The 22,249-nt window shown below is 60.1% G+C and carries 18 protein-coding genes; 2 read left to right on the top strand and 16 right to left on the bottom strand.

Annotated elements, in window-relative coordinates; translation table 11 throughout:
- Window positions 1-61: 61 nt before the first annotated feature.
- Both AC3IP0_RS24265 and AC3IP0_RS24260 read left to right on the top strand, forming a co-directional pair.
- Window positions 62-481, top strand: coding sequence for a pilin (locus tag AC3IP0_RS24265; RefSeq protein WP_489317268.1), 420 nt, complete (start codon window positions 62-64; stop codon window positions 479-481).
- Window positions 482-780: 299 nt separating this feature from the next.
- The gene (locus AC3IP0_RS24260; protein ID WP_489317267.1) at window positions 781-1,137 is read left to right on the top strand and encodes a BON domain-containing protein; all 357 of its coding nucleotides are present in this window, start codon (window positions 781-783) and stop codon (window positions 1,135-1,137) included.
- A 134-nt stretch (window positions 1,138-1,271) separates the two neighbouring features.
- Here AC3IP0_RS24260 and AC3IP0_RS24255 read toward each other — a convergent pair whose 3' ends face one another.
- From AC3IP0_RS24255 to dksA, 16 genes are all read right to left on the bottom strand, one after another.
- Window positions 1,272-1,565 (bottom strand): DUF2845 domain-containing protein, encoded by a 294-nt coding sequence (locus tag AC3IP0_RS24255; protein WP_489317266.1) that lies wholly within the window; start codon window positions 1,563-1,565, stop codon window positions 1,272-1,274.
- Window positions 1,565-4,555, bottom strand: coding sequence for a DUF748 domain-containing protein (locus tag AC3IP0_RS24250; RefSeq protein WP_489326086.1), 2,991 nt, complete (start codon window positions 4,553-4,555; stop codon window positions 1,565-1,567). The genes AC3IP0_RS24255 and AC3IP0_RS24250 overlap by 1 nt, the downstream gene beginning before the upstream one ends.
- Before the next feature lie 60 nt (window positions 4,556-4,615).
- Window positions 4,616-5,632 (bottom strand): class I SAM-dependent rRNA methyltransferase, encoded by a 1,017-nt coding sequence (locus AC3IP0_RS24245; protein ID WP_489326084.1) that lies wholly within the window; start codon window positions 5,630-5,632, stop codon window positions 4,616-4,618.
- Window positions 5,633-5,810: 178 nt separating this feature from the next.
- Window positions 5,811-6,683, bottom strand: coding sequence for an oxygenase MpaB family protein (locus AC3IP0_RS24240; RefSeq protein ID WP_489317263.1), 873 nt, complete (start codon window positions 6,681-6,683; stop codon window positions 5,811-5,813).
- Between the two features lie 51 nt (window positions 6,684-6,734).
- Entirely contained in the window at window positions 6,735-8,672 is a 1,938-nt protein-coding gene (acs, locus tag AC3IP0_RS24235) for an acetate--CoA ligase (RefSeq protein WP_489326082.1), read from the bottom strand.
- A gap of 237 nt (window positions 8,673-8,909) precedes the next feature.
- Window positions 8,910-10,574 carry a glucose-6-phosphate isomerase gene (pgi, locus tag AC3IP0_RS24230; RefSeq protein ID WP_489317261.1) on the bottom strand — a complete coding sequence of 555 codons (1,665 nt, stop codon included), beginning with the start codon at window positions 10,572-10,574 and terminating at the stop codon, window positions 8,910-8,912.
- A gap of 224 nt (window positions 10,575-10,798) precedes the next feature.
- Window positions 10,799-11,179, bottom strand: coding sequence for an aspartate 1-decarboxylase (gene panD / locus AC3IP0_RS24225; RefSeq protein WP_003228271.1), 381 nt, complete (start codon window positions 11,177-11,179; stop codon window positions 10,799-10,801).
- 208 nt (window positions 11,180-11,387) lie between these two features.
- Complete coding sequence (gene panC / locus AC3IP0_RS24220; RefSeq protein ID WP_489317260.1) at window positions 11,388-12,248, bottom strand: pantoate--beta-alanine ligase; 861 nt, start codon at window positions 12,246-12,248, stop codon at window positions 11,388-11,390.
- Window positions 12,245-13,045: a 3-methyl-2-oxobutanoate hydroxymethyltransferase gene (gene panB / locus AC3IP0_RS24215; protein WP_095965623.1), complete on the bottom strand. Its 801-nt coding sequence runs from the start codon at window positions 13,043-13,045 to the stop codon at window positions 12,245-12,247. The genes panC and panB overlap by 4 nt, the downstream gene beginning before the upstream one ends.
- Window positions 13,046-13,398: 353 nt before the next feature.
- On the bottom strand, window positions 13,399-13,884 hold the full coding sequence (folK, locus tag AC3IP0_RS24210) for a 2-amino-4-hydroxy-6-hydroxymethyldihydropteridine diphosphokinase (protein WP_489317259.1): 486 nt from the start codon (window positions 13,882-13,884) through the stop codon (window positions 13,399-13,401).
- A 3-nt stretch (window positions 13,885-13,887) separates the two neighbouring features.
- Complete coding sequence (locus AC3IP0_RS24205; RefSeq protein WP_489326080.1) at window positions 13,888-15,288, bottom strand: polynucleotide adenylyltransferase PcnB; 1,401 nt, start codon at window positions 15,286-15,288, stop codon at window positions 13,888-13,890.
- Window positions 15,289-16,024: 736 nt separating this feature from the next.
- Window positions 16,025-17,464: a sigma-54-dependent transcriptional regulator gene (locus AC3IP0_RS24200; protein WP_489317257.1), complete on the bottom strand. Its 1,440-nt coding sequence runs from the start codon at window positions 17,462-17,464 to the stop codon at window positions 16,025-16,027.
- Between the two features lie 22 nt (window positions 17,465-17,486).
- Entirely contained in the window at window positions 17,487-20,441 is a 2,955-nt protein-coding gene (locus tag AC3IP0_RS24195; RefSeq protein WP_191624914.1) for a sensor histidine kinase, read from the bottom strand.
- On the bottom strand, window positions 20,425-20,601 hold the full coding sequence (locus tag AC3IP0_RS24190) for a hypothetical protein (RefSeq protein ID WP_003176118.1): 177 nt from the start codon (window positions 20,599-20,601) through the stop codon (window positions 20,425-20,427). The genes AC3IP0_RS24195 and AC3IP0_RS24190 overlap by 17 nt, the downstream gene beginning before the upstream one ends.
- A 77-nt stretch (window positions 20,602-20,678) precedes the next feature.
- Window positions 20,679-21,569: a tRNA glutamyl-Q(34) synthetase GluQRS gene (gene gluQRS / locus AC3IP0_RS24185; RefSeq protein WP_489317256.1), complete on the bottom strand. Its 891-nt coding sequence runs from the start codon at window positions 21,567-21,569 to the stop codon at window positions 20,679-20,681.
- Between the two features lie 77 nt (window positions 21,570-21,646).
- Window positions 21,647-22,087, bottom strand: coding sequence for an RNA polymerase-binding protein DksA (gene dksA / locus AC3IP0_RS24180; RefSeq protein ID WP_008053890.1), 441 nt, complete (start codon window positions 22,085-22,087; stop codon window positions 21,647-21,649).
- Between the last annotated feature and the right edge of the window lie 162 nt (window positions 22,088-22,249).

Raw genomic sequence — 22,249 nt, 5'->3', positions numbered from 1 at the left:
GCACAGGCTGTGCTGCCATGGGGCAGGTCATGAGCCTTCGACTCATGCATGGAGCTTGTACATGAACAATCAGAAAGGTTTTACCCTGATCGAGTTGCTCGTCGTGGTGGCGATCATCGGGATCCTGGCAACACTGGGCCTGCCGATGTATTCCAAGTACCAGGCTCGGGCCAAGGTCACGGCGGCGCTGGCCGAACTGACTGCAATGAAGGTGCCGTTCGAGGATGTGATCAGCCAGGGGGAAACCCCGACAATTGCCAACGTGGCGCCCGCCGGCGAGACATCGACCAACCATTGCGCCCTGTCTGTGACGGCTACAACGCCGGGAACGGGATCAATCGTTTGTACGTTGCACAATGCCCCGGGGGTGATCCAGGGCAAAACCGTCACCCTGACACGGGACGAAACCAAAGGCTGGTCATGTAAGAGCAGTGTTTCCGAGGACTACTTGCCTAAAGGGTGTTCCGGTTCAGCGGCATGAATTGCTGAATCAAGTCCCCGCTTTTGCGGGGATTTTCCTGTTTGTCGACCCGTCGTCAAATACCGCAGATAAAGCTTAGAATTTCAGCATCTTAGGAACTTTCCATAAACCCGCAACTTGCATGCAGTGTTTGTGCTTCTCGTGCATTTTGCATGATTCCGAAAATTGTCTTATTTTGTAATTTATTGATTAATAAGGTTTTATTATCTGTTTCAAAGTTGGCACAGCGTTCGCAATATCCTTGGTAACCCTGCCGACAAGACACCCGGCAGACTTTCCGAAAAACAGGAGTTACTCGTATGAAGAAGTTCGCTATCACTGCCGCTGCTGCTACCGCGCTGACCCTGACCATGGCCAACGCCGCGTTTGCTCAAACCACCCAGGCAACCCAGTCGCCAATGGTGCTGGCTGCCGGTGAAATGACCGAAGCGAAAGAAGCTACTTCCGATACCTGGATCACCACCAAAGTCAAAGCTGACCTGATGACCGAAAAAGGTATTCCAGGTAGCGACATCAAGGTTGAAACCAACAAAGGCGTGGTATCGCTGTCGTCGACCACCGCCGTGACCGATTCGCAAAAAGACACGGCAGTGGCCATCACCAAGAAAATCAAAGGCGTCAAGGCGGTTTCCGCTGACGGCCTGAAAGCCGAGTAAGGCAAGGTTTCTCGCCTGGACCGGGGCCAAACGAATGTTGACCACCACAGGCCCCGCGCATTTTTGCCGGGGCCTGTTTTATGTGTAGTGCTGAAAATCAATTGTGGAAGTGTTCACATGAATCAGGTGTGGGTTCAGTTTCCGCGTTTGCTGGTGATCTGTTTCAGCCGATTACCTTCGAACCGCAAGTATTGATACATGCCGCCATTCGGTCCGTAGGTCCATTCCTCGACCTGAAACTCTTCGCGCCGATCTACACTGCGCTTGTAGCCCAACAAGTCGCGACTGACCGGTTCCCCGCATTTCTGCAGGACTTCACTCGAGCGATCGCCGACGCTGATCAACTGGCTGCCACAGCGCAGGGTATCGGCCGCCCAGGCCTGACTGACGGAGAGCGCCAGAGCCAGGCCTGCCAGCCGCCGATTCATCACTCGGCATCCAGATGCATCGGCGTCACCACGCGGCCGTCGCTTTGCGCCTCGCCCAGATTGGCGTCGATGAAGTACACCCGGTCATCTTCCAGTTGGGCCTTGTCCACCAGGTAATCCTTGATGCTGCTGGCGCGTTCCTGGCCCAGTTGACGCAACAGCACGTCGCTGGAGCTCCAGAACTTGATCACCTCGGCACGCATTTTCGCGGTGCGCTCTTCCTTGCCCAGGTCCTTCCATTCGGCAGGGGGCTGGGTTTTCAGGCGGGTGCGGTAGATACCTTCGAGCAGCGGGCCTTTTTCTCCGTCCGGCACTTCCAGCAACGAAGCCTGGGCCGGGACCTTGTCACCGCGGCGCTGGAGCATTTTGTAGTAGTTGTACTGGTATTCACGCTCCAGGCGTTGTTCGGCGATCAGCGGGCCATCGCTGCTCTGGGCGGCGGTACCTTCGATTTCCAGGCGCAGGGCCGGGCGTTCCTTGAGCGCCTTGGACAGCTTGTCCAGGGCGCCTTCGGCGTCCTTGCCCAGTTCGCTGGAACCGGCTGCGAATGAAACGCTGCCCAGGTCTTCCGAGCCGCCACCGTTGACCAACCCGCCAATGAGTTTGAACGGTGCTGCCGCGGCTTTGACGATCAGATTGCGCAGGGTCTGCCAGATAATCGGCATGACGCTGAACTGAGGGTTGTTCAGGTCGCCGGTGACCGGCAGTTCGATGGAGATCTTGCCGTCGACGTCCTTGAGCAAGGCAATGGCCAGTTTCAGCGGCAGGCTCACGGCATCCGGGCTGTCGACTTTTTCACCCAGTTGCAGTTGTTCAACCACCACTTTGTTTTCGGCTTTGAGCTGACCCTTGGTGATCTGGTAGTGCAGGTCGAGATTGAGCCGGCCCTTGCGGATACGGTAGCCGGCGAACTTGCCGGAGTAGGGCGTCAGCGTGGTCAGCTCCACGCGTTTGAAGCTGGTGGCGATGTCGAGGCTGGCCATCGGGTCGAACGGATTGACCGAGCCCTTGATGGTCACCGGCGCGTAGCGATCGACCTTGCCCTTGATGTCGACACCGGCCGGTTTCGGCTGGCGGCTGTCGATGGTGCCGATCTGCCCGTTGAGTTGCTGGATGGCGGTGGCGAAGTTCGGAGTCAGGCTGAAGTCGGCGAAGTTGGCCGAACCGTCATTGATGAAGATGCCGCCGATGTGGATGCCCAAGGGTTTTTCGTTGCTGGTCGGTTTGCTTGCCGCAGCTTTTGCCCCGGAGTCCGCCGGCTGGGGAATCAGCAGGTCATCGATGTTGGTGGTGCGATCATCGTTGATCATGAAACGCGCGTAGGGCTGGAGCAGGTTGATCTTGTCGATCGACAGGCTGTCTCCATGCTGATAGTTCAGGCCTTCGACCACGACCTGTTGCCACTTGAGGAAGTCGCGGGTTTTCAGGGTGTCCAGGGTATGCAACTGATCGACCTGGGCACGGCCGGTGACGCTGAAGGCCAGGGGGTCGGTGCTTTTAAGATCGACCGCCAGATCGCTGCCGAGCATGCCGCTGCGCAGTTCCAGGCGAATGAACGGCGTGATGTAGGACTGGGCAACCCGCAGGTCGATGTCCTTGGTCTGTACCTTCAGCCTGGCGCTGACCGGGGCCAGGTTGACCTCGCCGTCGGCCATGATTCTGCCTTGCTTGCCCACGCCGCTATCGAGCTTGAGGGTAAAGGGTGAACCGTTGAGACTGTCGAAGTTTTGCAGGTCGAGGTTCAGCGGACCCAGTTCCAGGGCGACGGCGGGTTGTGCCTTGCGGTCCGCCAGATGCACCTGGTAGTCGCGCAGTTGCACATCCTTGAGCTGCACCTGCCAGGGTTTGTCTGGGGCGGCCGGTTCAGGTTTCGGTGAGTCTGCCGCCGCCGGAGTGCTGGTCGGTTCGGCATCCGCCTTGGCTTTGGCAGCGGGTTTGGCTGGTTGGCTAGCGAACAGTTTCTGCCAGTCGAGTTTGCCGTCCGATTCCAGTGCGGCCCAGGTTTCCAGTTTGTGGCTGCGGATCTTGCCGACCACCACTTGCTGCTTGGCCAGGTCCACGGTGGTTTCGCTGACGTCCAGGCGCTCAAGCTTTACCAGCGGCCGGCCATCCGGCGCCTTGATCGCGAAGGGGGCGATGCTGACCGCTACATTGTTCAGCAGCAGCTCGGTTTCCTTGGCCAGGTTGAGTTTGTAGTCGGTGCTGATGCTCATGACGCCGTTTTCGAGATCCAGTGGCACGGCATCGCGCACATAGGGCCAAAAGGCTTTCATCTTGCCATCAGTGATTTTCAGCTTACCTTCGGAGGCGATCGGGATCAGGCTGAAGTTGCCGGTCCAGTCGATCTGTCCGCCATTGGGGCCGACGGCCACCAGGGTCATGTCGGCGCTGTCATCGGGCAGGGTGCTGAGGTTCTTCAGCTCGAAATCGAGTGTGTCGTAGAGAAACTCGATGGGCTCGCTGGGCCGGGCATCCTCAAAGTGCACGGCGCCGCCCGCCAGTTTGATCCGCTCGATGCGCAGCGGAAACGGCTTGGCATTCGGGTCGGTCGGTGTGGGTTCGCTCGCTGGCAGTTTGAACAGCCCAAGCAGATTGAGTTTGCCGTCCTTGTTGAACAGGATTTCGGTCTTGGGCTTGTCCAGTTCGACATCGGACAGGTGCACCGCCTTGGTCCACAGGCTGTCGAATTGCAGATTGGCGTACAGGCGCTCGAAACCGACCTGCTCCTTGCCGGGTTCGCCGATGTTCAAGCCCCAAAGGGTCAGTTCAAGGCTGAACGGATTGAATTCGATCCGCTGGATCGTGGCGGGTGTAGTGGCGTAGTTGGCCAGTTGCTGGTTGGCAACGCGCAATGCGATACCCGGTAAAATCAGAAAACCCAGCAAGCTGTAGAGGGCCAGAGCAGTCAACAAGGCGCCGATGGCGCGAATCAATCCTTTGTACATGTGCGGCTTCATCTGTCTGAATCGGAGTGCCTTGGAGTATGGCATGCGTTTCCGGTTCCGAAGTGATCTGCCTGTTCAGGAATTTTCAGACTTCTCCGACAACGGTCAGAGCTGCAGGATCAGGGTTTTCAGCGGTGGCTGTTGATCCATCGACGGAAAATCGGCACCCGGTTTCATCACGCTCCACTCACGCACCGGCCGCCCGGCCTTCTCTGCACAACGCAAAACCTGCTCGCGCCAGTCGTCCATGCTGACTTTCGCCAGGTTGTTGCAGCAGATCAGCACGCCGTTGTCGGCGGTGGTCAACAAGGCCGGTTTGAGCAGGCTCTGGTAGTCGCGCAGCAGGTCGACGGTGCCGAATGCACTCTTGGCCCAGGCCGGAGGGTCCAGCAGCACCAGATCGTACTGGCGCTGTTCCAGGCGCTGATAGCTCGGCAGCTTTTGTCCGCGGCGTTGGCTGATCGGCAGCCCGGCCAGTTGGCGAATGGCCGGGAAGTAGTCGGACTGGATAAATTCCATGGTCGGCAACTGCGGGTTGAGTTGGCCGTTCTCCCGACCGACCGCCAGGTTGCCTTCGGCGAAGTCCAGGTTGCATACCTCGCGTGCGCCACCGGCGGCGGCACTGAGGCCGACACCACAGGTGTAGGCGAACAGGTTCAGTACGCTCTTGTTCTTGCTGTGATCCTTGACCCAGCCGCGGGTGTTGCGCAGGTCGAGGAACAGCAGCGGGTCCTGTCCGGCATGGCGACCCCGTACCCGATAGTTCAGGCCCCACTCGTGGCCGACCAGGTCTTGCAGGGCGGCTTCGTCGGCGCGGTAGACGATGTCTTCGCGATCGATGCGCGAGTTGCCACGGGAGCGGTCGTTGTAGACCAGCAGGGTTTGAAAACCCAGGTGTTGATTGATCGCTTCGTGCAGTTGCAGCAGCGTCTCGCGCTCCAGCGCCTGGTGGAAACTTTGCACCAGCAGTTGTGGGCCGTAGCGGTCGATGGTCAGACCCCCCGCACCTTCCTGGCTGCCGTGGAACAGGCGATAGCAATCGGTGCCTTGCTGGTGCAGTTCGGCGAGCAGGTCCTGGCGTTGATCGAGGGCGGCGCGCAGCGCCTGATTCAAGGAAGACATGCTGGGCGCCTTGCAGGAGGGAATTGGGCGCGGGAGTTTAGCAGTTTTGGTACGGGACCGAGGCGCTGCCTTCGCGAGCAGGCTCGCTCCCACACCGGATTTGTGTCGTACGCGGGATATTCGATCAACAAAAGTCCCCTGTGGGAGCGAGCTTGCTCGCGATGCTTTTCAGCTGTTTCTAACTCAGCAACCCCATCCGTCGTTTAGCCCGCTGCACCGACCCATTACGCACCGCCCAGCGCAGCATCGGCGCACTGCGATTGACGCTGGCGCGGATCAGCTTGCGTTGCAGCGGGTTCTGGCTGACGCCGAGCATGTCGCTGGCCCAGTCCGGCAGCAGGTCGATCCCGGCCTGCATCATCAAACCGCCAAACGGCTTGGCCAGGCGACTGGGGGAGGGGGCGTTCAGCAACAGGCGCAGGACTTCCCGACTGCGTTCGTCGCACAGCAACTGTGGACGCATGCGCTCAAGATAGTCGGCAATTTCCTGCCGCGAACGGGGTACATCCCTGGCCCCGAGTCGCTCGGCGACCAGGGCGATTTCAGCGTAGTAGCGATCCTGATCGACCAGCGACAGGTGCGGATTGCGATAGCGCAAATGCGCGGCGAGGAAGTTGCTGACTTCCGCCACATGGACCCACGTCAGCAATTGGGGATCGCTGGCGGCGTAGGCACGTCCGTCCGGCGCCGTGCCGGTGATCTGCAAATGGATGGTGCGGACTTTTTCGATCAGCCAGTCGGCATCCTGTCGAGAACCGAAGGTGGTGCCGGAGATGAACTGCCCGGTGCGGCGCAAGCGGCCGAGCATGTCTTCACGAAAGTTCGAATGGTCCCAGACCCCGGCCAATGCCAGCGGGTGCAGGGCCTGCAGCATCAAGGCGCTGATGCCACCGATCAGCATGCTGCTGAAATCGCCATGGACTTGCCAGCTCACCGAGTCTGGCCCGAACAACCCGGGGTCGCCTTTGGGGTTTTCCAGGTCGAGTTTGCCCAGGGACAAACCTGTCAGGCTCATGATCTGGGTTTCGATGCGGGTGCGGATGAATTCCATGGTTACTCAGTGATGAAAGAGGAGGGCGCGGCCACCGGTCGCGCCTGGAGGTTACTGATTCAAGCGCTTGTCGATCAGCCCTTGCACCACGCTCGGGTCCGCCAGGGTCGAAGTGTCGCCCAGGCTGTCCAGTTCGTTGCAGGCGATCTTGCGCAGAATGCGCCGCATGATCTTGCCCGAGCGGGTTTTCGGCAAGGTCGGCGCCCACTGGATCAAGTCCGGTTTGGCGAAACTGCCAATTTCCTGGCTGACGAGGGTCAGCAATTCTTTCTTCAGTTCATCGTTGGTTTCGGCGCCGTTCATGGGCGTGACGAAGACGTATATGCCCTGGCCCTTGATGTCGTGGGGGTAACCGACCGCAGCGGCTTCGGCGATGCTCTCGTGCAGCACCAGGGCGCTTTCCACTTCGGCGGTGCCGATACGGTGGCCGGACACGTTGATCACATCGTCGATGCGCCCGGTGATCCAGTAGTCGCCATCTTCATCGCGCCGTGCGCCGTCACCGGTGAAGTAGTAGCCGGGGTAGGGCTTGAAGTAGGTGTCGACCATGCGTTGCGGGTCGCGATAGACACTGCGGATCTGCGCCGGCCAGCTGGACTTTATGGCCAGTACGCCGCTGCCGGCACCTTTGATTTCCCTGCCTTGCTCGTCGAGCAATACCGGTTGCACGCCGAACATCGGTTGTGTCGCACAACCAGGCTTGATTCGCTGGGCACTGACCAGCGGGCTGAGCATGATGCCGCCGGTTTCGGTCTGCCACCAGGTATCGACGATCGGGCAACGCTCTTCGCCGACCTCATGGAAATACCATTCCCAGGCTTCCGGGTTGATCGGCTCGCCGACCGTGCCGAGTAGCCTGATGCTGGCGCGGGATGTTTGCTTCAACGGTTCCGGGCCTTCGCGCATCAGGGCGCGCAGGGCCGTCGGGGCGGTGTAGAAAATGTTCACTTTGTGCTTGTCGATCACCTGCCAGAAGCGCGAGGTACTCGGGTAGTTCGGCACGCCTTCGAATATCAGCGTGGTTGCGCCGTTGGCCAGCGGACCGTAGACGATGTAGCTGTGACCAGTGACCCAGCCGACGTCGGCGGTGCACCAGAAGACTTCGCCGTCGCGGTAGTCCAGCACGTACTTGAAGGTCATCGCAGCTTGCAGCAGGTAGCCGCCGGTGGTGTGCAGCACGCCTTTGGGTTTGCCGGTGCTGCCGGAGGTGTAGAGGATGAACAGCGGGTCTTCGGCGTCCATGGGCTCGGGCGGGCAATCGGCGCTGGCTTCGCGCAGGGCCTGCTGGTACTTGATGTCCCGTCCTTCGACCCGGTTCACCTGCCCCTTGGTGCGCTCGACCACCAGCACGGTGCTCACGTCCGGGCAGCTTCGCAGCGCCTTGTCGACGTTCTGCTTGAGTGGCACGACCTTGCCGCCGCGCACGCCTTCGTCCGCGGTAATCACGGTGCGGCAGTCGGCGTCGAGAATACGGTCGCGCAACGAGTCCGGGGAGAAGCCGCCGAACACCACCGAGTGCACCGCGCCGATGCGGGTACAAGCCAGCATGGCGTAGGCCGCCTCGGGAATCATCGGCAGGTAGATGCACACGCGATCGCCTTTTTTCACGCCACGGCTTTTCAGCACGTTGGCCAGGCGGCAGACGTTTTCATGCAGTTTTTTGTAGGTGATCGATGTCGAGTCGGTAGGGTCGTCGCCTTCCCAGATGATGGCGACCTGATCGCCGCGTTTCTCCAGGTGCCGGTCGATGCAGTTGTAGCTGACGTTCAATTGCGCACCGGCAAACCAGCTGGCTTCACCGGTTTTCAGGTTGTAGCGCTGGACGGTTTCCCAAGGCGCACTCCAGTCGAGAAAGCGCGTGGCCTGTTCGGCCCAGAAGGTGCTGGGGTGTTCGACGGATTGGCGGTACAGGCGCTGATAGTCGTCTTGACTCAATTGTGCGGCCCGGCGGACGGCATCGGCTTTGGGGAACGTGCTGATATCGAACATGACGGTTCCTTATTCTTGTTTTGCGACAAGGATAAAGATGCGCCGAGAGGTCAATGGGTTCAAGAGGGGAGCTGTGCGACCCTCGTAGGAGCTGCCGAAGGCTGCGATCTTTTGACGTTGCTTTGAAGATCAAAAGATCGCAGCCTTCGGCAGCTCCTACAGTGATAGTGCACGCCACCGTTTTTGCAGTAAACCCGGTGCCGTTTGAAGGGGCGGGCTAACCGCCCCTTCCACCGATTACCCGCGGTGACGACCACGGAAGTAATTGATCAGCCCTTGGGTCGAGGCGTCCTCGGCCGCGGTTTCTTCGCTGCCTACCAGGCGGTTGTAGACGCCTTTGCCCAGCTCTTTGCCCAGCTCCACACCCCACTGGTCGAAGGCATTGATGCCCCAGATCACGCTTTGCACGAAGACTTTGTGTTCGTACATCGCCACCAGAGCGCCGAGGCGACGCGGGCTGATGCGTTCGACCACCAGGGTGTTGCTCGGACGGTTGCCCGGGATCACCTTGTGCGGCGCGAGCTTTTGCACATCGTCTTCGCTCATGCCTTTGTCGCGCAGTTCGGCTTCGGCCTCAGGCAGGGTCTTGCCGAGCATCAGCGCCTGGCTCTGCGACAGGCAGTTGGCGTACAGCCACTGGTGGTGGTCGGACACCGGGTTGAAGCTGACGATCGGCACGATGAAGTCGGCCGGGATCAGTTGCGTGCCCTGGTGCAGCAACTGGTGGTAGGCGTGCTGACCGTTGCAGCCGACGCCGCCCCAGATCACCGGCCCGGTGTCGGTGGACACTGGCTTGCCGTCCTGGCGCACGCTCTTGCCGTTGGACTCCATGTCCAGCTGTTGCAGGTGCTTGGTGATGTTACGCAGGTAGTGATCGTACGGCAGGATCGCGTGGCTTTGCGCGCCCCAGAAGTTGCCGTACCACACGCCGAGCAAGGCCAGCAGCACCGGCATGTTCTGTTCGAACGGCGCGCTCTGGAAGTGCTGGTCCATGGTGTAGGCACCGGACAGCAATTCCTTGAAGTTGGACATGCCGATGGCCAGGGCAATCGGCAAGCCGATGGCCGACCACAGCGAGTAGCGCCCGCCGACCCAGTCCCACATCGGGAAGATGTTTTCTTCGCGGATGCCGAACGCTACCGCGGCGGCGTTGTTGCTCGATACCGCGATGAAGTGGCGATACAGCTCGGCTTCCGAACCACCCTGGGCCAGATACCAGGCACGGGCAGCCTGGGCGTTCTTCAGGGTTTCGAGGGTGTTGAAGGATTTCGACGAGACGATGAACAGCGTGGTCTCGGCGCGCAGCTTCATGGTCAGTTCGTGGAACTCGCTGCCGTCGATGTTCGCCAGGTAATGGCAACGCACGCCTTTCTGGGCGTAGGACAGCAAGGCTTCGGACACCAGTTCCGGGCCGAGGAAGGAGCCGCCGATGCCGATGTTCACCACGTCGGTGATCGGTTTTTCGGTGTAACCGCGCCACAGACCGTCGTGGATACGGCCGACGAGGTCGGTGATCTGGTTCAGCACCTTGTGCACTTCGGGCATCACGTTGACGCCGTTGACCGACAGCTTGTCGCCGACCGGGCGGCGCAGGGCCGTGTGCAAGGCCGGACGACCTTCGGAAGAATTGACGATTTCGCCATCGAACAGCGATTTGATCGCGCCCTGGAGGTCGACTTCGTTGGCCAGGCCCACGAGCAGATTGCGGGTCTCGGCGTTGATCAGGTTTTTCGAATAGTCGAGAAACAGGCCGCAGCTGCTGAGGGTGAATTGAGTAAAACGCTGCGGATCGGCATTGAAGGCTTCGCGCATGCTGAAATCCTGCATGGCTTGGCGGTGGTCATTCAACGCTTGCCAGGCAGGCAGAGCGGTAACGTCGTGAGGAGTGCGGTAATACGCCATCGCTGCGGGTTTCCTTATTACTTGAACGGCCTTTTGAACACTAAAAATCCCGGAGCGCTGTGGGTGGGCATTCCGGTCAACTGCGTCGACACGATTTCATGGCGCAGGGCGACTACAGTAAACCCCGCGCAATGATCTGTCTTGACTTTGTCTGACCTGTTTCCGGTACTTTTTTAACATCGAAGTTAGGAATGGTCCGACAAACGGAAGAGACAAGACTCGGATCAGGCGACCTGGACCGGAATGGCGTTGCTGGTGTGGCTCAGTTCATTGCCCGGTGCCATGTAGAGCATGCGCGGCTTGAAGTTGAGCAGTTCGGCTTCGCTGTAATGAGCGTAAGCGCAGATGATCACGCGATCACCGACCTTGGCCTTGTGCGCGGCGGCGCCGTTGACCGAGATCATGCGTGAACCTTCTTCGCCACGGATGGCGTAGGTGGTGAAGCGCTCGCCGTTGTCGACGTTGTAGATCTGGATCTGTTCGTACTCACGAATGCCGGACAGGTCCAGCCATTCACCGTCGATGGCGCAGGAGCCTTCGTAATCGAGTACAGCGTGGGTGACTTCGGCGCGATGCAGCTTGGCTTTGAGCATGATGGCGTGCATGAGTATTTCCCAGGTCGGAATCGAACGGCGGGCAGTTTGCCCGAAGGGGTTGTGGGCGGCAATACAGTCTGTTTGGGCGCAGAAGCCCTCTGTGGGAGCGAGCTTGCTCGCGATGAGGGCCTGACATTCAACGGGTGTGTTGTCTGACAGTCCGCTATCGTCGGATCGCCGCCCGGAGCAAGCTCGCTCCCACAGGGTTTTTCGGTGTTTAGATTGGCGCGTCGAGGTTCAGGTGCAGGTTGTCGATCAACCGCGTCGTACCGAGGAACGCCGCCACCAGAATCACCAGGTCACGATCCTGCGCCGTCGCCGGGCGCAAGGTCAGGGCATGGCGGATTTCCAGATAGTCAGGACGCAGGCCGGCTGTTTCGAGCTGTTTGATCTGCGTGCCGATCAGCGCCGGGTAGTCGCGTTCGCCCTGCTTGATCGCCTCGCCAATCGCATTCAGCGTGCGGTAGACCACCGGTGCCACAGCGCGTTGCTCTTCGCTGAGGAAACCGTTGCGCGACGACAGCGCCAGGCCATCGGTAGCGCGAACAGTGGGCTCGCCGATGATCTGGATCGGCATGTTCAGGTCATGAACCAGCGCGCGAATCACCGCCAGTTGCTGGAAGTCTTTCTCGCCGAAAATCGCCAGGTCCGGCTGGACCATGTTGAACAGTTTGCTGACCACCGTCGCCACGCCTTCGAAATGCCCCGGACGGCTGGCGCCGCACAGGCCTTCGGACAATTGCGGGACGCTGACGCGGGTCTGGCCGGCCATGCCGTCGGGGTACATCTCTTCAACAGTGGGGGCAAACAGCAGATGGCAGCCGGCCTGGAGCAGTTTTTCCTGGTCGGCGGCGAGGGTGCGCGGGTACTTGTCGAGGTCTTCGCCAGCACCGAATTGCAGCGGGTTGACGAACACGCTCGCAACCACGAAGTCCGCCCGTTGGGAGGCTTTGGTTACCAGCGCCACATGGCCGCTGTGCAGGTTGCCCATGGTTGGCACAAAGGCGATGCGCTTGCCTTCGTTACGGGCGCGGGCCACGGCGGCCCGCAGTTCGCGTACGGTTTTTACGGTGTTCATGCAGAGAATCCGTGTTCGATCCCAGGGAAAGTTGCCGCTTTGACTTCAGTCACGTAGGCATTCAATGCAGCTTCAATGCTGGTCTGGCCAGTCATGAAATTTTTCACGAATTTCGGCACGCGCCCGGTAATGGACAGCCCCAGCATGTCGTGCAGAACCAGCACCTGGCCATCGGTGCGATTGCCGGCGCCAATACCAATCACCGGAATCTTCACCGCCTGGGTGATTTCTTCCGCCAGTTCGCTCGGGACGCACTCGAGCAGCAGCATTGCCGCGCCAGCCTGTTCCAGGGCAATCGCGTCGGCACGCATCTGCCGCGCCTGGTTTTCATTGCGGCCCTGGACCTTGTAGCCGCCAAGGATGTTCACCGACTGCGGCGTCAGGCCCATGTGCGCGCAGACAGGGATGCCGCGCTCGGCCAGCAGGCGGATCGAATCGGCCAGCCACAACGCCCCTTCGACCTTGACCATGTGCGCGCCGGCCTGCATCAACAGGGCGCTGTTGGTCATGGCTTGCTCGGTGGTGGCGTAGGCCATGAAAGGCAGGTCGGCGAGGATCAGGGCATCGCTGTTACCACGTTTGACGGCGGCCACGTGATAAGCCATTTCTGCTGTGGTGACAGGCAAGGTGCTGTCGTGGCCCTGCAAAACCATGCCGAGGGAGTCGCCCACCAGCAGCACTTCGACACCTGCCTGGTTGCAGGCATGGGCGAAGGTCGCGTCGTAGCAGGTCAGCATGGTGATTTTTTCACCTTTTTGCTTCAGACCTTGCAGGGTGGTCAGGGTGATGGCTGGCATGAAAAGTTCCTCATTCAGGCGCTGTGGAAACTACTGCGAGTAACGCGCGTGATTCTTCGTTGAATTCAGGCGCACGCTCTTTCGTCGTGCTTTTAAGGCCTGGATTGCGCCCTTGAACGCCGTGTTGGCGGCAGCGGGACGCCTATAGTCGTGAGGAGAACGAGGGAAGTCAATTGCGTGTGTTACCGCATTGTTACAGGTGGGGTGTTACCGGGGTAACTGATGCGATTCAGCAGTCGAAGCTGCGACCAGTGTGGGAGCGGGCTTGCTCGCGAAGGGGGCATCACATTCAACATTTTTGTTGATTGATACACCGCTTTCGCGAGCAAGCCCGCTCCCACAGGGGATCTTGGTCAATTATGGGGGAGGCGTTCCAGCCCGACGAATGGGCAGGCTGCGAGTAATTCCCTAAGCGTGCGGCCATCGGCCAGGCGCAGATCTGTAGGGGCCAGTTCCGCCAGCGGATACAGCACGAAGGCTCGTTCCTGCATGTGGTAATGGGGAACCTTGAGGCGCGGTTCGTCGATCAGGCGATCACCGAACAGCAAGATGTCGAGGTCCAGCGTGCGCGGTCCCCAGCGCTCAAGACGCTCGCGACCCTGGCCGTTTTCGATGGCCTGCATGGCATCCAGAAGGTCCAGCGGCGCCAGCGTGCTGTCGAGAGCGGCCACCGCATTGGTGTAGCGCGGTTGTCCGGGGAGCAGCGAGTCGCTTTGATAAAACGCAGAAACCCCGACTAGTTCCGTTTGCGGCAAATGCGCCAGCGCTTCGACGGCGCTGCGCAATTGTTCGGCGGGGTCAGCCAGATTGCTGCCCATGCCGATGTAGATGCGTTCCATGGATCACTCGCCCGTGGTGCTCGAAGCGCCGGCGGCGCGTTTGCGCTTGGAACCACCGCTGCGGCGACGCTTGCGCGGGGCGCCGGTGCCTTCATCCTTGCCGCTGAGGTCGCGAATCATGTCGCGACGCTCGCTTTCGTTGGCGTCCTGATAATCGGTCCACCATTCGCCCAGGCCATCGGTCTGCTCGCCAGCGCTTTCGCGTAGCAGCAGGAAGTCGTAGCCGGCGCGGAAACGCGGATTGTCCAGCAACAGATCGGCACGCTTGCCGCTGCGGCGGGGCAGGCGTTCCTGCATGTCCCAGATTTCGCGGATCGGCATGGTGAAGCGTTTCGGAATCGCGATGCGCTGGCACTGCTCGGCAATCAGCTCGTGCGCCGCTTCCTGCATCGCCGGAATCGGCGGCATGCCACGCTCCTGCAGGCGCAGGACGCGGGCCGGCAGGGCAGGCCAGAGCAGGGCTGCAAACAGGAACGCCGGGGTTACCGGTTTGTTCTGCTTGATCCGCAGGTCGGTATTGATCAGGGCTTCGCTGATCAGGGTGTGGGTGTACGTCGGGTTGTATTCCAGTGCTTCGGCGCTGGCCGGGAACAGAGGATCGAACAACTGCAGGTCGACCAGCATTTCAAACGTATCGGCGGCATGGCCGGAGAGGAACAGCTTGAGCACCTCTTCGAACAGGCGGGCCGACGGGATCTCGCGCAGCATCGGCGCCAGGCCGCGGATCGGCAGGGCGCTGTGCTTTTCGATGCCGAAGTTCAGCTTGGCGGCGAAACGCACGGCCCGCAGCATCCGTACCGGGTCTTCCTGGTAGCGTTGCGTCGGATCGCCGATCAGGCGGATCAGGTGGTTGCGGATGTCGTGTACGCCGTAGGCGTAGTCGAGGATGCGTTCGCTGACCGGATCGTAATACAGGGCATTGATGGTGAAGTCGCGACGTTGCGCGTCTTCTTCCAGGGTGCCATAGACGTTATCGCGCAAGATGCGCCCGCTTTCGTTGCGCGAAGACTGATTGCTGTCTTCCTCGTCTTCGTTTTGCGGGTGATTGGCGCGGAAGGTCGCGACTTCGATGATTTCGCGGCCGAAGTGGATGTGCACCAGCTTGAACCGGCGCCCGATGATTCGCGCGTTACGGAATTCGGCCCGTACCTGTTCCGGTGTGGCGCTGGTGGCAACGTCGAAATCTTTCGGTGTGATGCCCAGCAGCATGTCGCGCACGCAACCGCCCACCAGGTAAGCCTGATAATCGGCGTTCTGCAGGCGTTCAACGATATTCACCGCGTAACGGCTGAATTGCGCCTTCTGCAGCGAGTGTTGGCCGCTGTTGAGCACTTCAGGCGTGCTGCGAATGTGTTGCGTAGGACGCTTGGGAGTACGGAATGACTGGAACAGCTTCTTCAGCATGGGATGCACTGTTTGAAGGAATATTCGGCCATAACAGAAGAATGACCGCATGATGGGCGGGGATTCTAGCATTTAGTCGGGGGATGGTGTAGGACACAGCAGATATGAGCTGTAGGCCGCAGGCTTAAAGGCCGGAACGAGCCGATTTGCGAAAATTTCCGAACCGCGGAAACCACAAGGGGAGCCGAAGCTCCCCAAGAAGTAGTTGCATGCTCTATTTTTATTTTTGGTTTCGGGCTTCTTGTTTTTGTTGAGCGCCCTCGCCATGAAGCTTTCCTTCATGACCCTCCCAATCGGGAGCCAAGAGCAAACGGATTGCTTTGGTCGCTGAATTGCAGTGATCTTTCGATCCAACCAGTACGGGCTCTGTCTTAAGACAGTTTTTTGTTGTTCTCGGCCTGGTCGTGGGGCAAGCCCCAAATACAACGCCTCTCCAAAAGAATCAGTTAGCTGCGCCTCTCGCCGTCTTGTTTTTATTGTGCGTGAGTCGATTCGTCTTATTTTTATTGTCTTGTGCATTGCTTGTTATTGTTCTTGTACCAAACATATAGCAGGGTGCGTGCCAACTTTTGCGAAACCCAATAAAACAAGGGGTTAGGTCGGTCGGCAGGCATTTCGAGGGCCAAAAAAAGCCGGGGCTTCGTTACCGTAAGCCCCGGCTTCTGTTACGTGAAAAAGCTGAGGTAACAGTTTTTTCACAATGTCACGTGTTACCCGCACATGAGACAGGTGCGGTTCAGCTTTCGCTGGCCACCCCGGTCTTGCGCCGCGGGATGCCCAGGCGCTGACGGCGCTCCCACAGGCATTTGCGACTGACCCCGAGCTTGCGGGCCAGTTCGGTTTCGGTCATGTGGTCCTGATGCTCGAGGACGAAATGCTGGAAGTAGTCTTCCAGGGAGAGGTCTTCGGTCGGTTCGTGGTTGCTGTTACTGGTGTTGCCGTTGCCCTGTTGGGGCGCCAGGCCAATGAACTCGTCGTCTTCCAGATCGCCCAGTTCGATGTCGATGCCCAGCAGCTCGGCGGAAATTTCCGGGCTTTCGCACAGGATGACGGCGCGCTCGACGGCGTTTTCCAGTTCACGAACGTTGCCCGGCCAGGAGTAGTGACGAATGGCTTGCTCGGCATCCGCGGCGAATTTCAGGTCGGTGCGGTTGATTCGTGCACTTTGCCGCGCCAGGAACGCATTGGCGATTTCGTTGACGTCCGCACCGCGTTCGCGCAGGGCTGGCAGCTTCAGCGCGATAACGTGGAGGCGGTAATACAAGTCTTCGCGGAACTGGCCGATTTTCGCCAGGCTCTTGAGGTCGCGGTGAGTCGCAGCGATCAGGCGCACATCGACTTTTTGCGACTGCACCGAGCCCACGCGACGAATTTCGCCTTCCTGCAATACGCGCAGCAGGCGAGCCTGGGCTTCCAGTGGCAGTTCGCCGATTTCGTCGAGGAACAAGGTGCCGCCGTCCGCCGCTTCCACCAGGCCGGCGCGTCCGGCGCTGGCGCCGGTGAATGCGCCTTTTTCGTGGCCGAACAGTTCGGACTCGATCAGGCTTTCCGGAATGGCCGCGCAGTTCACCGAAATCATCGGCGCCTTGGCGCGTTTGGACAGGTTGTGCAGGGCGCGCGCCACCAGTTCTTTACCGGTACCCGATTCGCCCTGGATCAGAACGTTGGAGTCGGTCGGTGCCACTTTGCGGATCTTGCCGTACAGGTCCTGCATCGGTGGGCACGAGCCGATAATGCCGATTTCACCGTTGCTGTTGTCGGTACCGGATTTCGCTGCACCGTTGGCGGCTTTGCCGGCAACCGCTTCACCGCCGGCTTGTACCGTTTGTCGGTCACGCAGGATTCGTGCGGCCGCTTGCAGCATTTCGTCATGGTCGAATGGCTTGGCAATGTAGTCCACCGCGCCCATTTTCATCGAGTCGACAGCCGAGCGCAGGCTGGCATAGCTGGTCATGATCAGCACCGGCGTGCCCTGGGCGAGCTTGATCAACTCCGTGCCAGGCGCGCCCGGCAGGCGCAGGTCACTGATGATCAGGTCGAACGAGGGAATGGTGAAGCGTTCTTGTGCTTCCTGCACTGATCCGGCTTCGCTGACCTGGTACTGGTTACGTTCCAGCAGGCGGCGCAAGGCGGAGCGGATAATGGTTTCGTCTTCGACGATCAAAATGTGCGGCATTGATTCGATACTCTCGACGGTCTCAGTTCACAGCGGACGTCGCTTCGACATGACGCGGCAAGGTAACCCTGATACGGGTGCCGCGTTGGCTTTGAACATCAGCCGGGCTGTCGATGGTGATTTGTCCATAATGCTCTTCAACGATGGAATAGACCAGTGCAAGGCCCAGACCGGTGCCTTCGCCAGGGTCTTTGGTGGTGAAGAAAGGTTCGAACAATCGGTCCATGATGCTCGACGGAATACCGCTGCCTTCGTCTTCCACGATCAGATCGACCGTGTGTTCGCCGGCTTCGCTCTTGACTCGTACCGCACTGCCGGGAGGCGAGGCGTCACGGGCGTTTGAAAGCAGGTTGATCAATACCTGGGCCAGCCGTTGCGGGTCGCCTTCGACCCAGTGTTCGGGGTCGCACAGGTTGTAGAACTGCACTTCGAAATTGCGTCGGTTCAGGGCCAGCAGGCCGATGGCATCCTGAGCCACTTCGGCCAGACAGACGGGCTCGTCGCTGTGCTGATGGCTGCCGGCATGGGCAAAGCTCATCAGCGACTGGACGATGCGCGACACGCGCTTGGTCTGCTCGAGGATCTGGCCGCTGATTTCCTTCAGCTCGCCGTCTTCTTCACGTTCTTCGCGCAGGTTCTGCGCCAGGCACGCGATGCCGGTAATCGGGTTGCCGATTTCATGGGCCACGCCGGCCGCCAGTCGACCGATGCTGGCCAGGCGCTCGGAATGCACCAGTTTGTCCTCGAGCATCTGGGTTTCGGTCAAGTCCTCCACCAGCAACACCAGGCCGCTGTTGCCCGGCGCGAGGGGTTCGTCGATCGCCGCTTTGTGCAGGTTCAGCCAGCGTGTCTGGCCGTCGAGGGCCAGATGCTGTTTGTGCAAGTGTTCGTCCGGCAGATTGATGAAGCCTTGCAGCAGTTCTTTCCATGGGTCGGCAATGGTGCTCAGACGCGAACCGACCACGCGCTGCGCGGCGATGCCGGTCAGTTCCTCCATGGCCTTGTTCCACATGAGGATTTCCTGATCCTTGGCCAGCGAGCAAACGCCCATCGGCAATTCCTGCAGGGTCTGGCGGTGATAGCGGCGCAGGGCATCGAGTTCGGCGGCCAGGCCGGTCAGGCGCGAGTGGTAGTCCTCGAGGCGGCTTTCGATGAAGTGAATGTCTTCGGTGACGTAGTTTTCGCCGCCAGCCTTGTACGGCAGGAACGTCTCGACCATGTCCTGGGCCACGCTGGGGCCCATCAGGCCGGAAAGGTTGGCCTCGATGCGGTCACGCAAGCGGCGCAGGGCATACGGTCGGCGTTCGTCGAAAGGCAGATAGAGATCGCGCAGTGCCTGTTCCACTTCTTTCTGCGCCGCTTTTGCACCCAGTGGCTTGGCCAGTTGCGTGGCGAATTCCTGGGGTGAGGCGGCGTGCAATTCCCGGCGTTGCGGGCGGCGCACGTTGTCCACGGCGCAGGCTTCGGCGGCGCTGGCCTCTTCGGTGCTGGCGTTGGTGAACAGCGAGATGAGAGTGAACATCAGTACGTTGGCTGCCAGCGAGGCAATCGCCGCCATGTGCCAGCTGGTGTCGTCCAGCACGTAGATCATGTTCAGCAGCGGAATGTAGAAGCCCTGCAGGTTGCCGACCAGTGGTAACAGCATGGTCACCAGCCACACCAGGATCCCCGCCAGCAAGCCGGCGATGAAGCCGCGACGGTTGGCGGTCGGCCAATACAGGACCGAGAGCACGCCCGGCAGAAACTGCAACGTGGCGACGAAAGCGACAATGCCGAGGTTGGCCAGGTCCTGCTCGGCACCGAGCATCAGGTAGAAGCCGTAGCCGGCCATGATGATCGCGACAATCAGCGCCCGGCGGGTCCACTTCAGCCAGCGGTAGATGTTGCCTTCGGCCGGTGGCTGGTACAGCGGCAGCACCAGGTGGTTCAAGGCCATCCCGGACAGCGCCAGCGTGGTAACGATGATCAGGCCACTGGCGGCGGACAGTCCGCCGACATAGGCCAGCAACGCCAAAGCCTTGCTGTTGGCGGCAATGCCGATGCCCAGGGTGAAGTATTCCGGGTTGGTGGTGGCGCCCAGTTTCAGGCCGGCCCAGAGAATCAGCGGCACCGCCAGGCTCATCAACAGCAGGAACAGCGGCAGGCCCCAGCTCGCACTGACCAGCGAGCGCGGGTTGAGGTTCTCGGTAAAAGTCATGTGATACATGTGCGGCATCACGATCGCCGAGGCGAAGAACACCAGCAGCAACGTACGCCACGGGCCTTCCTGCAAAGGCGTGTGCAAGGCAGCGAGCGCGGTCTGGTTTTGCAGCAGCCACAGTTCAAGCTGTTGCGGGCCGTCGAACACGCCGTAAAGCGCATACAGCCCGACACCGCCGAGGGCGATCAGCTTGATCACCGATTCGAAGGCAATCGCGAACACCAGGCCTTCATGTTTTTCGCGGGTGGCGATGTGGCGGGAGCCGAAGAAGATCGTGAATAGCGTAATCAGTGCGCAGAAGCTCAGGGCCACGCGATGCTGTACCGGTTCTCGGGTGAGGATACTGATGGAGTCGGCGACCGCCTGAATCTGCAAGGCCAGCAGCGGCAGTACGCCGACCAGCATGAAAATCGTGGTCAGCGCACCGGCCCAGGTACTGCGGAAGCGGAAGGCAAACAGGTCCGCCAACGACGACAGTTGATAGGTGCGGGTGATCTTCAGGATCGGGTAGAGCAGCACCGGCGCCAACAGGAATGCCCCGGAAACGCCCAGGTAGCTGGACAAAAAGCCGTAGCCGTACTGATAGGCCAGGCCCACGGTGCCGTAAAACGCCCAGGCACTGGCGTAGACGCCCAGTGACAGGGTGTAAGTCAGCGGGTGGCGAATGATCGCCCGGGGAATCATGCCCCGTTCGCTGATCCAGGCCACACCGAACAGCACCGCCAGGTACGCGGCGCTGATCAGGATCATCTGGGTCAGGCTAAAGCTCATCGGCATCTTTTTGGCTCTGCAGGATGAAAGTCACGACGATCAGAATCAGCCAGAGCAGATAAGGGCGATACCAGGCGCCAGTGGCGTCGATCCACCAATCCATGATGGCCGGGGAAAACAGGTAAATCCCCACTACCAAAAGCAGGACCAAGCGATAGATGTACATCCCGGCCTCTCTTTTTTATGCGCGTGCCCGAAAACGTGCGGCGATGGTAACGGATGGGCGCGCCACTGCAAGTGCGATCACAATAGCTGTGCCTCGGGCAGGCTCAGTGTGCGCGGGATCAGCGAGGCATCCCAGTGGGCAATGCCCCAATTCAGCACTTCCCGTGGCGTGGCGTACGTCAGTTCGGTTCCCGGGTTCTGTCCCAGCGCCCGTAGCGCCCGCAGCAGCAGCGGCGTTGCCTGATCCTCGGTCAACGGCGGCGAACGGTAGGACTTGCCGAGTTTTTTGCCATCGGACTGGGTAATCAGCGGGATGTGCAGATAACGCGGTTGAGCCAGGCCGAGCAGTTCTTGCAGGTAGAGCTGGCGGGGCGTGGAGTCCAGCAGGTCGGCACCCCGAACGATGTCGGTGATGCCCTGCCAGGCATCGTCCAGGACCACGGCCAATTGATAGGCGTAGAGCCCGTCGCGGCGGCGGATCACGAAGTCGCCGACTTCCCGGCCCAGATGCTGTCGGTATTGGCCCTGTACCCGGTCGATGAAGTGGTATTCCAGTTCCGGTACGCGCAGGCGGATGGCCGCATCGTCAGTGCCATGGCCAGCATTGCGGCAGAAGCCTGGATAAATCCCGTGATACGGCTCCAGCTGTTTGCGCGAGCAGGTGCAGGCGTACGCCAGACCTTGATTGAACAGGCGATTGAGCACCTCGGCGTAGGCATCGTGCCGCTCGCTTTGGCGAACCAGACCGCCATCCCACTCGAAGCCATAGCTTTCCAGTGCCTTGAGAATGGCCGCCTGGGCGCCGGGTTCCTCGCGGGGTGGATCAAGGTCTTCCATGCGCATCAGCCAGCGTCCGCCCACCGAGCGTGCGTCGAGGTAAGAGGCCAGTGCGGCGACCAGCGAGCCGAAGTGCAGATGGCCGCTAGGGGTGGGGGCGAAGCGCCCGATGTAGGGGGTGTTGGCGGTCATGAATGCATTTAAAGCCAAAAAAACATCAGAAACAAAAACGGAGCGTTCGCACGCTCCGTTCTTCGTTCAAGTCGCAATTATTTGCCGACTTGCTTTTCCTTGATTTCCGCCAGGGTCTTGCAGTCGATGCACAGGTCGGCGGTAGGACGCGCTTCGAGGCGCTTGACGCCAATCTCGATGCCGCAGGATTCGCACCAGCCGTACTCTTCGTCTTCGATCAACTGAAGTGTCTTGTCGATCTTCTTGATCAACTTGCGTTCACGATCGCGGGCACGCAGTTCGAGGGCGAATTCCTCTTCCTGGCTGGCACGGTCTGCCGGATCAGGAAAGTTGGCCGCTTCGTCCTTCATGTGGTCCACGGTCTTGTCGACACCTTCCATCAGCTCTTTTTTCCACTGATTCAGGACCTTGGTGAAGTGCTTGCGCATGGGCTCGCCCATGTACTCTTCGCCGGTTTTCTGAACATAGGGCTCGAAGCCGCTGATCGTCTGGTTTTGCTGCTTTGCTTGGGTGGACATGAAATAGACCGCCTCTACTCTTGTAATCCATCTGCGCAGGATTGCTCCATCACCGACACCTGCCGGCCCTGCGGCTGCAAGCGGGCGAACTTACCAGATCAACTCGGGCCGCGCTACTCCCGGATGTCGAGCTCGCGGCACATGCTGCTTGCAAATGATGAC

The sequence above is a fragment of the Pseudomonas sp. GL_103 genome (assembly GCF_057835175.1).
This window is presented reverse-complemented; position numbering and strand designations above follow the sequence as displayed.

What these genes read in the sequence shown, in the direction of transcription:
- AC3IP0_RS24265 (WP_489317268.1), top strand. Translation starts at nt 62, where the DNA reads ATGAACAATCAGAAAGGTTTTACCCTGATCGAGTTGCTCGTCGTGGTG.
- AC3IP0_RS24260 (WP_489317267.1), top strand. Translation starts at nt 781, where the DNA reads ATGAAGAAGTTCGCTATCACTGCCGCTGCTGCTACCGCGCTGACCCTG.
- AC3IP0_RS24255 (WP_489317266.1), bottom strand. Translation starts at nt 1,565, where the DNA reads ATGAATCGGCGGCTGGCAGGCCTGGCTCTGGCGCTCTCCGTCAGTCAG.
- AC3IP0_RS24250 (WP_489326086.1), bottom strand. Translation starts at nt 4,555, where the DNA reads ATGCCATACTCCAAGGCACTCCGATTCAGACAGATGAAGCCGCACATG.
- AC3IP0_RS24245 (WP_489326084.1), bottom strand. Translation starts at nt 5,632, where the DNA reads ATGTCTTCCTTGAATCAGGCGCTGCGCGCCGCCCTCGATCAACGCCAG.
- AC3IP0_RS24240 (WP_489317263.1), bottom strand. Translation starts at nt 6,683, where the DNA reads ATGGAATTCATCCGCACCCGCATCGAAACCCAGATCATGAGCCTGACA.
- acs (WP_489326082.1), bottom strand. Translation starts at nt 8,672, where the DNA reads ATGTTCGATATCAGCACGTTCCCCAAAGCCGATGCCGTCCGCCGGGCC.
- pgi (WP_489317261.1), bottom strand. Translation starts at nt 10,574, where the DNA reads ATGGCGTATTACCGCACTCCTCACGACGTTACCGCTCTGCCTGCCTGG.
- panD (WP_003228271.1), bottom strand. Translation starts at nt 11,179, where the DNA reads ATGCACGCCATCATGCTCAAAGCCAAGCTGCATCGCGCCGAAGTCACC.
- panC (WP_489317260.1), bottom strand. Translation starts at nt 12,248, where the DNA reads ATGAACACCGTAAAAACCGTACGCGAACTGCGGGCCGCCGTGGCCCGC.
- panB (WP_095965623.1), bottom strand. Translation starts at nt 13,045, where the DNA reads ATGCCAGCCATCACCCTGACCACCCTGCAAGGTCTGAAGCAAAAAGGT.
- folK (WP_489317259.1), bottom strand. Translation starts at nt 13,884, where the DNA reads ATGGAACGCATCTACATCGGCATGGGCAGCAATCTGGCTGACCCCGCC.
- AC3IP0_RS24205 (WP_489326080.1), bottom strand. Translation starts at nt 15,288, where the DNA reads ATGCTGAAGAAGCTGTTCCAGTCATTCCGTACTCCCAAGCGTCCTACG.
- AC3IP0_RS24200 (WP_489317257.1), bottom strand. Translation starts at nt 17,464, where the DNA reads ATGCCGCACATTTTGATCGTCGAAGACGAAACCATTATCCGCTCCGCC.
- AC3IP0_RS24195 (WP_191624914.1), bottom strand. Translation starts at nt 20,441, where the DNA reads ATGCCGATGAGCTTTAGCCTGACCCAGATGATCCTGATCAGCGCCGCG.
- AC3IP0_RS24190 (WP_003176118.1), bottom strand. Translation starts at nt 20,601, where the DNA reads ATGTACATCTATCGCTTGGTCCTGCTTTTGGTAGTGGGGATTTACCTG.
- gluQRS (WP_489317256.1), bottom strand. Translation starts at nt 21,569, where the DNA reads ATGACCGCCAACACCCCCTACATCGGGCGCTTCGCCCCCACCCCTAGC.
- dksA (WP_008053890.1), bottom strand. Translation starts at nt 22,087, where the DNA reads ATGTCCACCCAAGCAAAGCAGCAAAACCAGACGATCAGCGGCTTCGAG.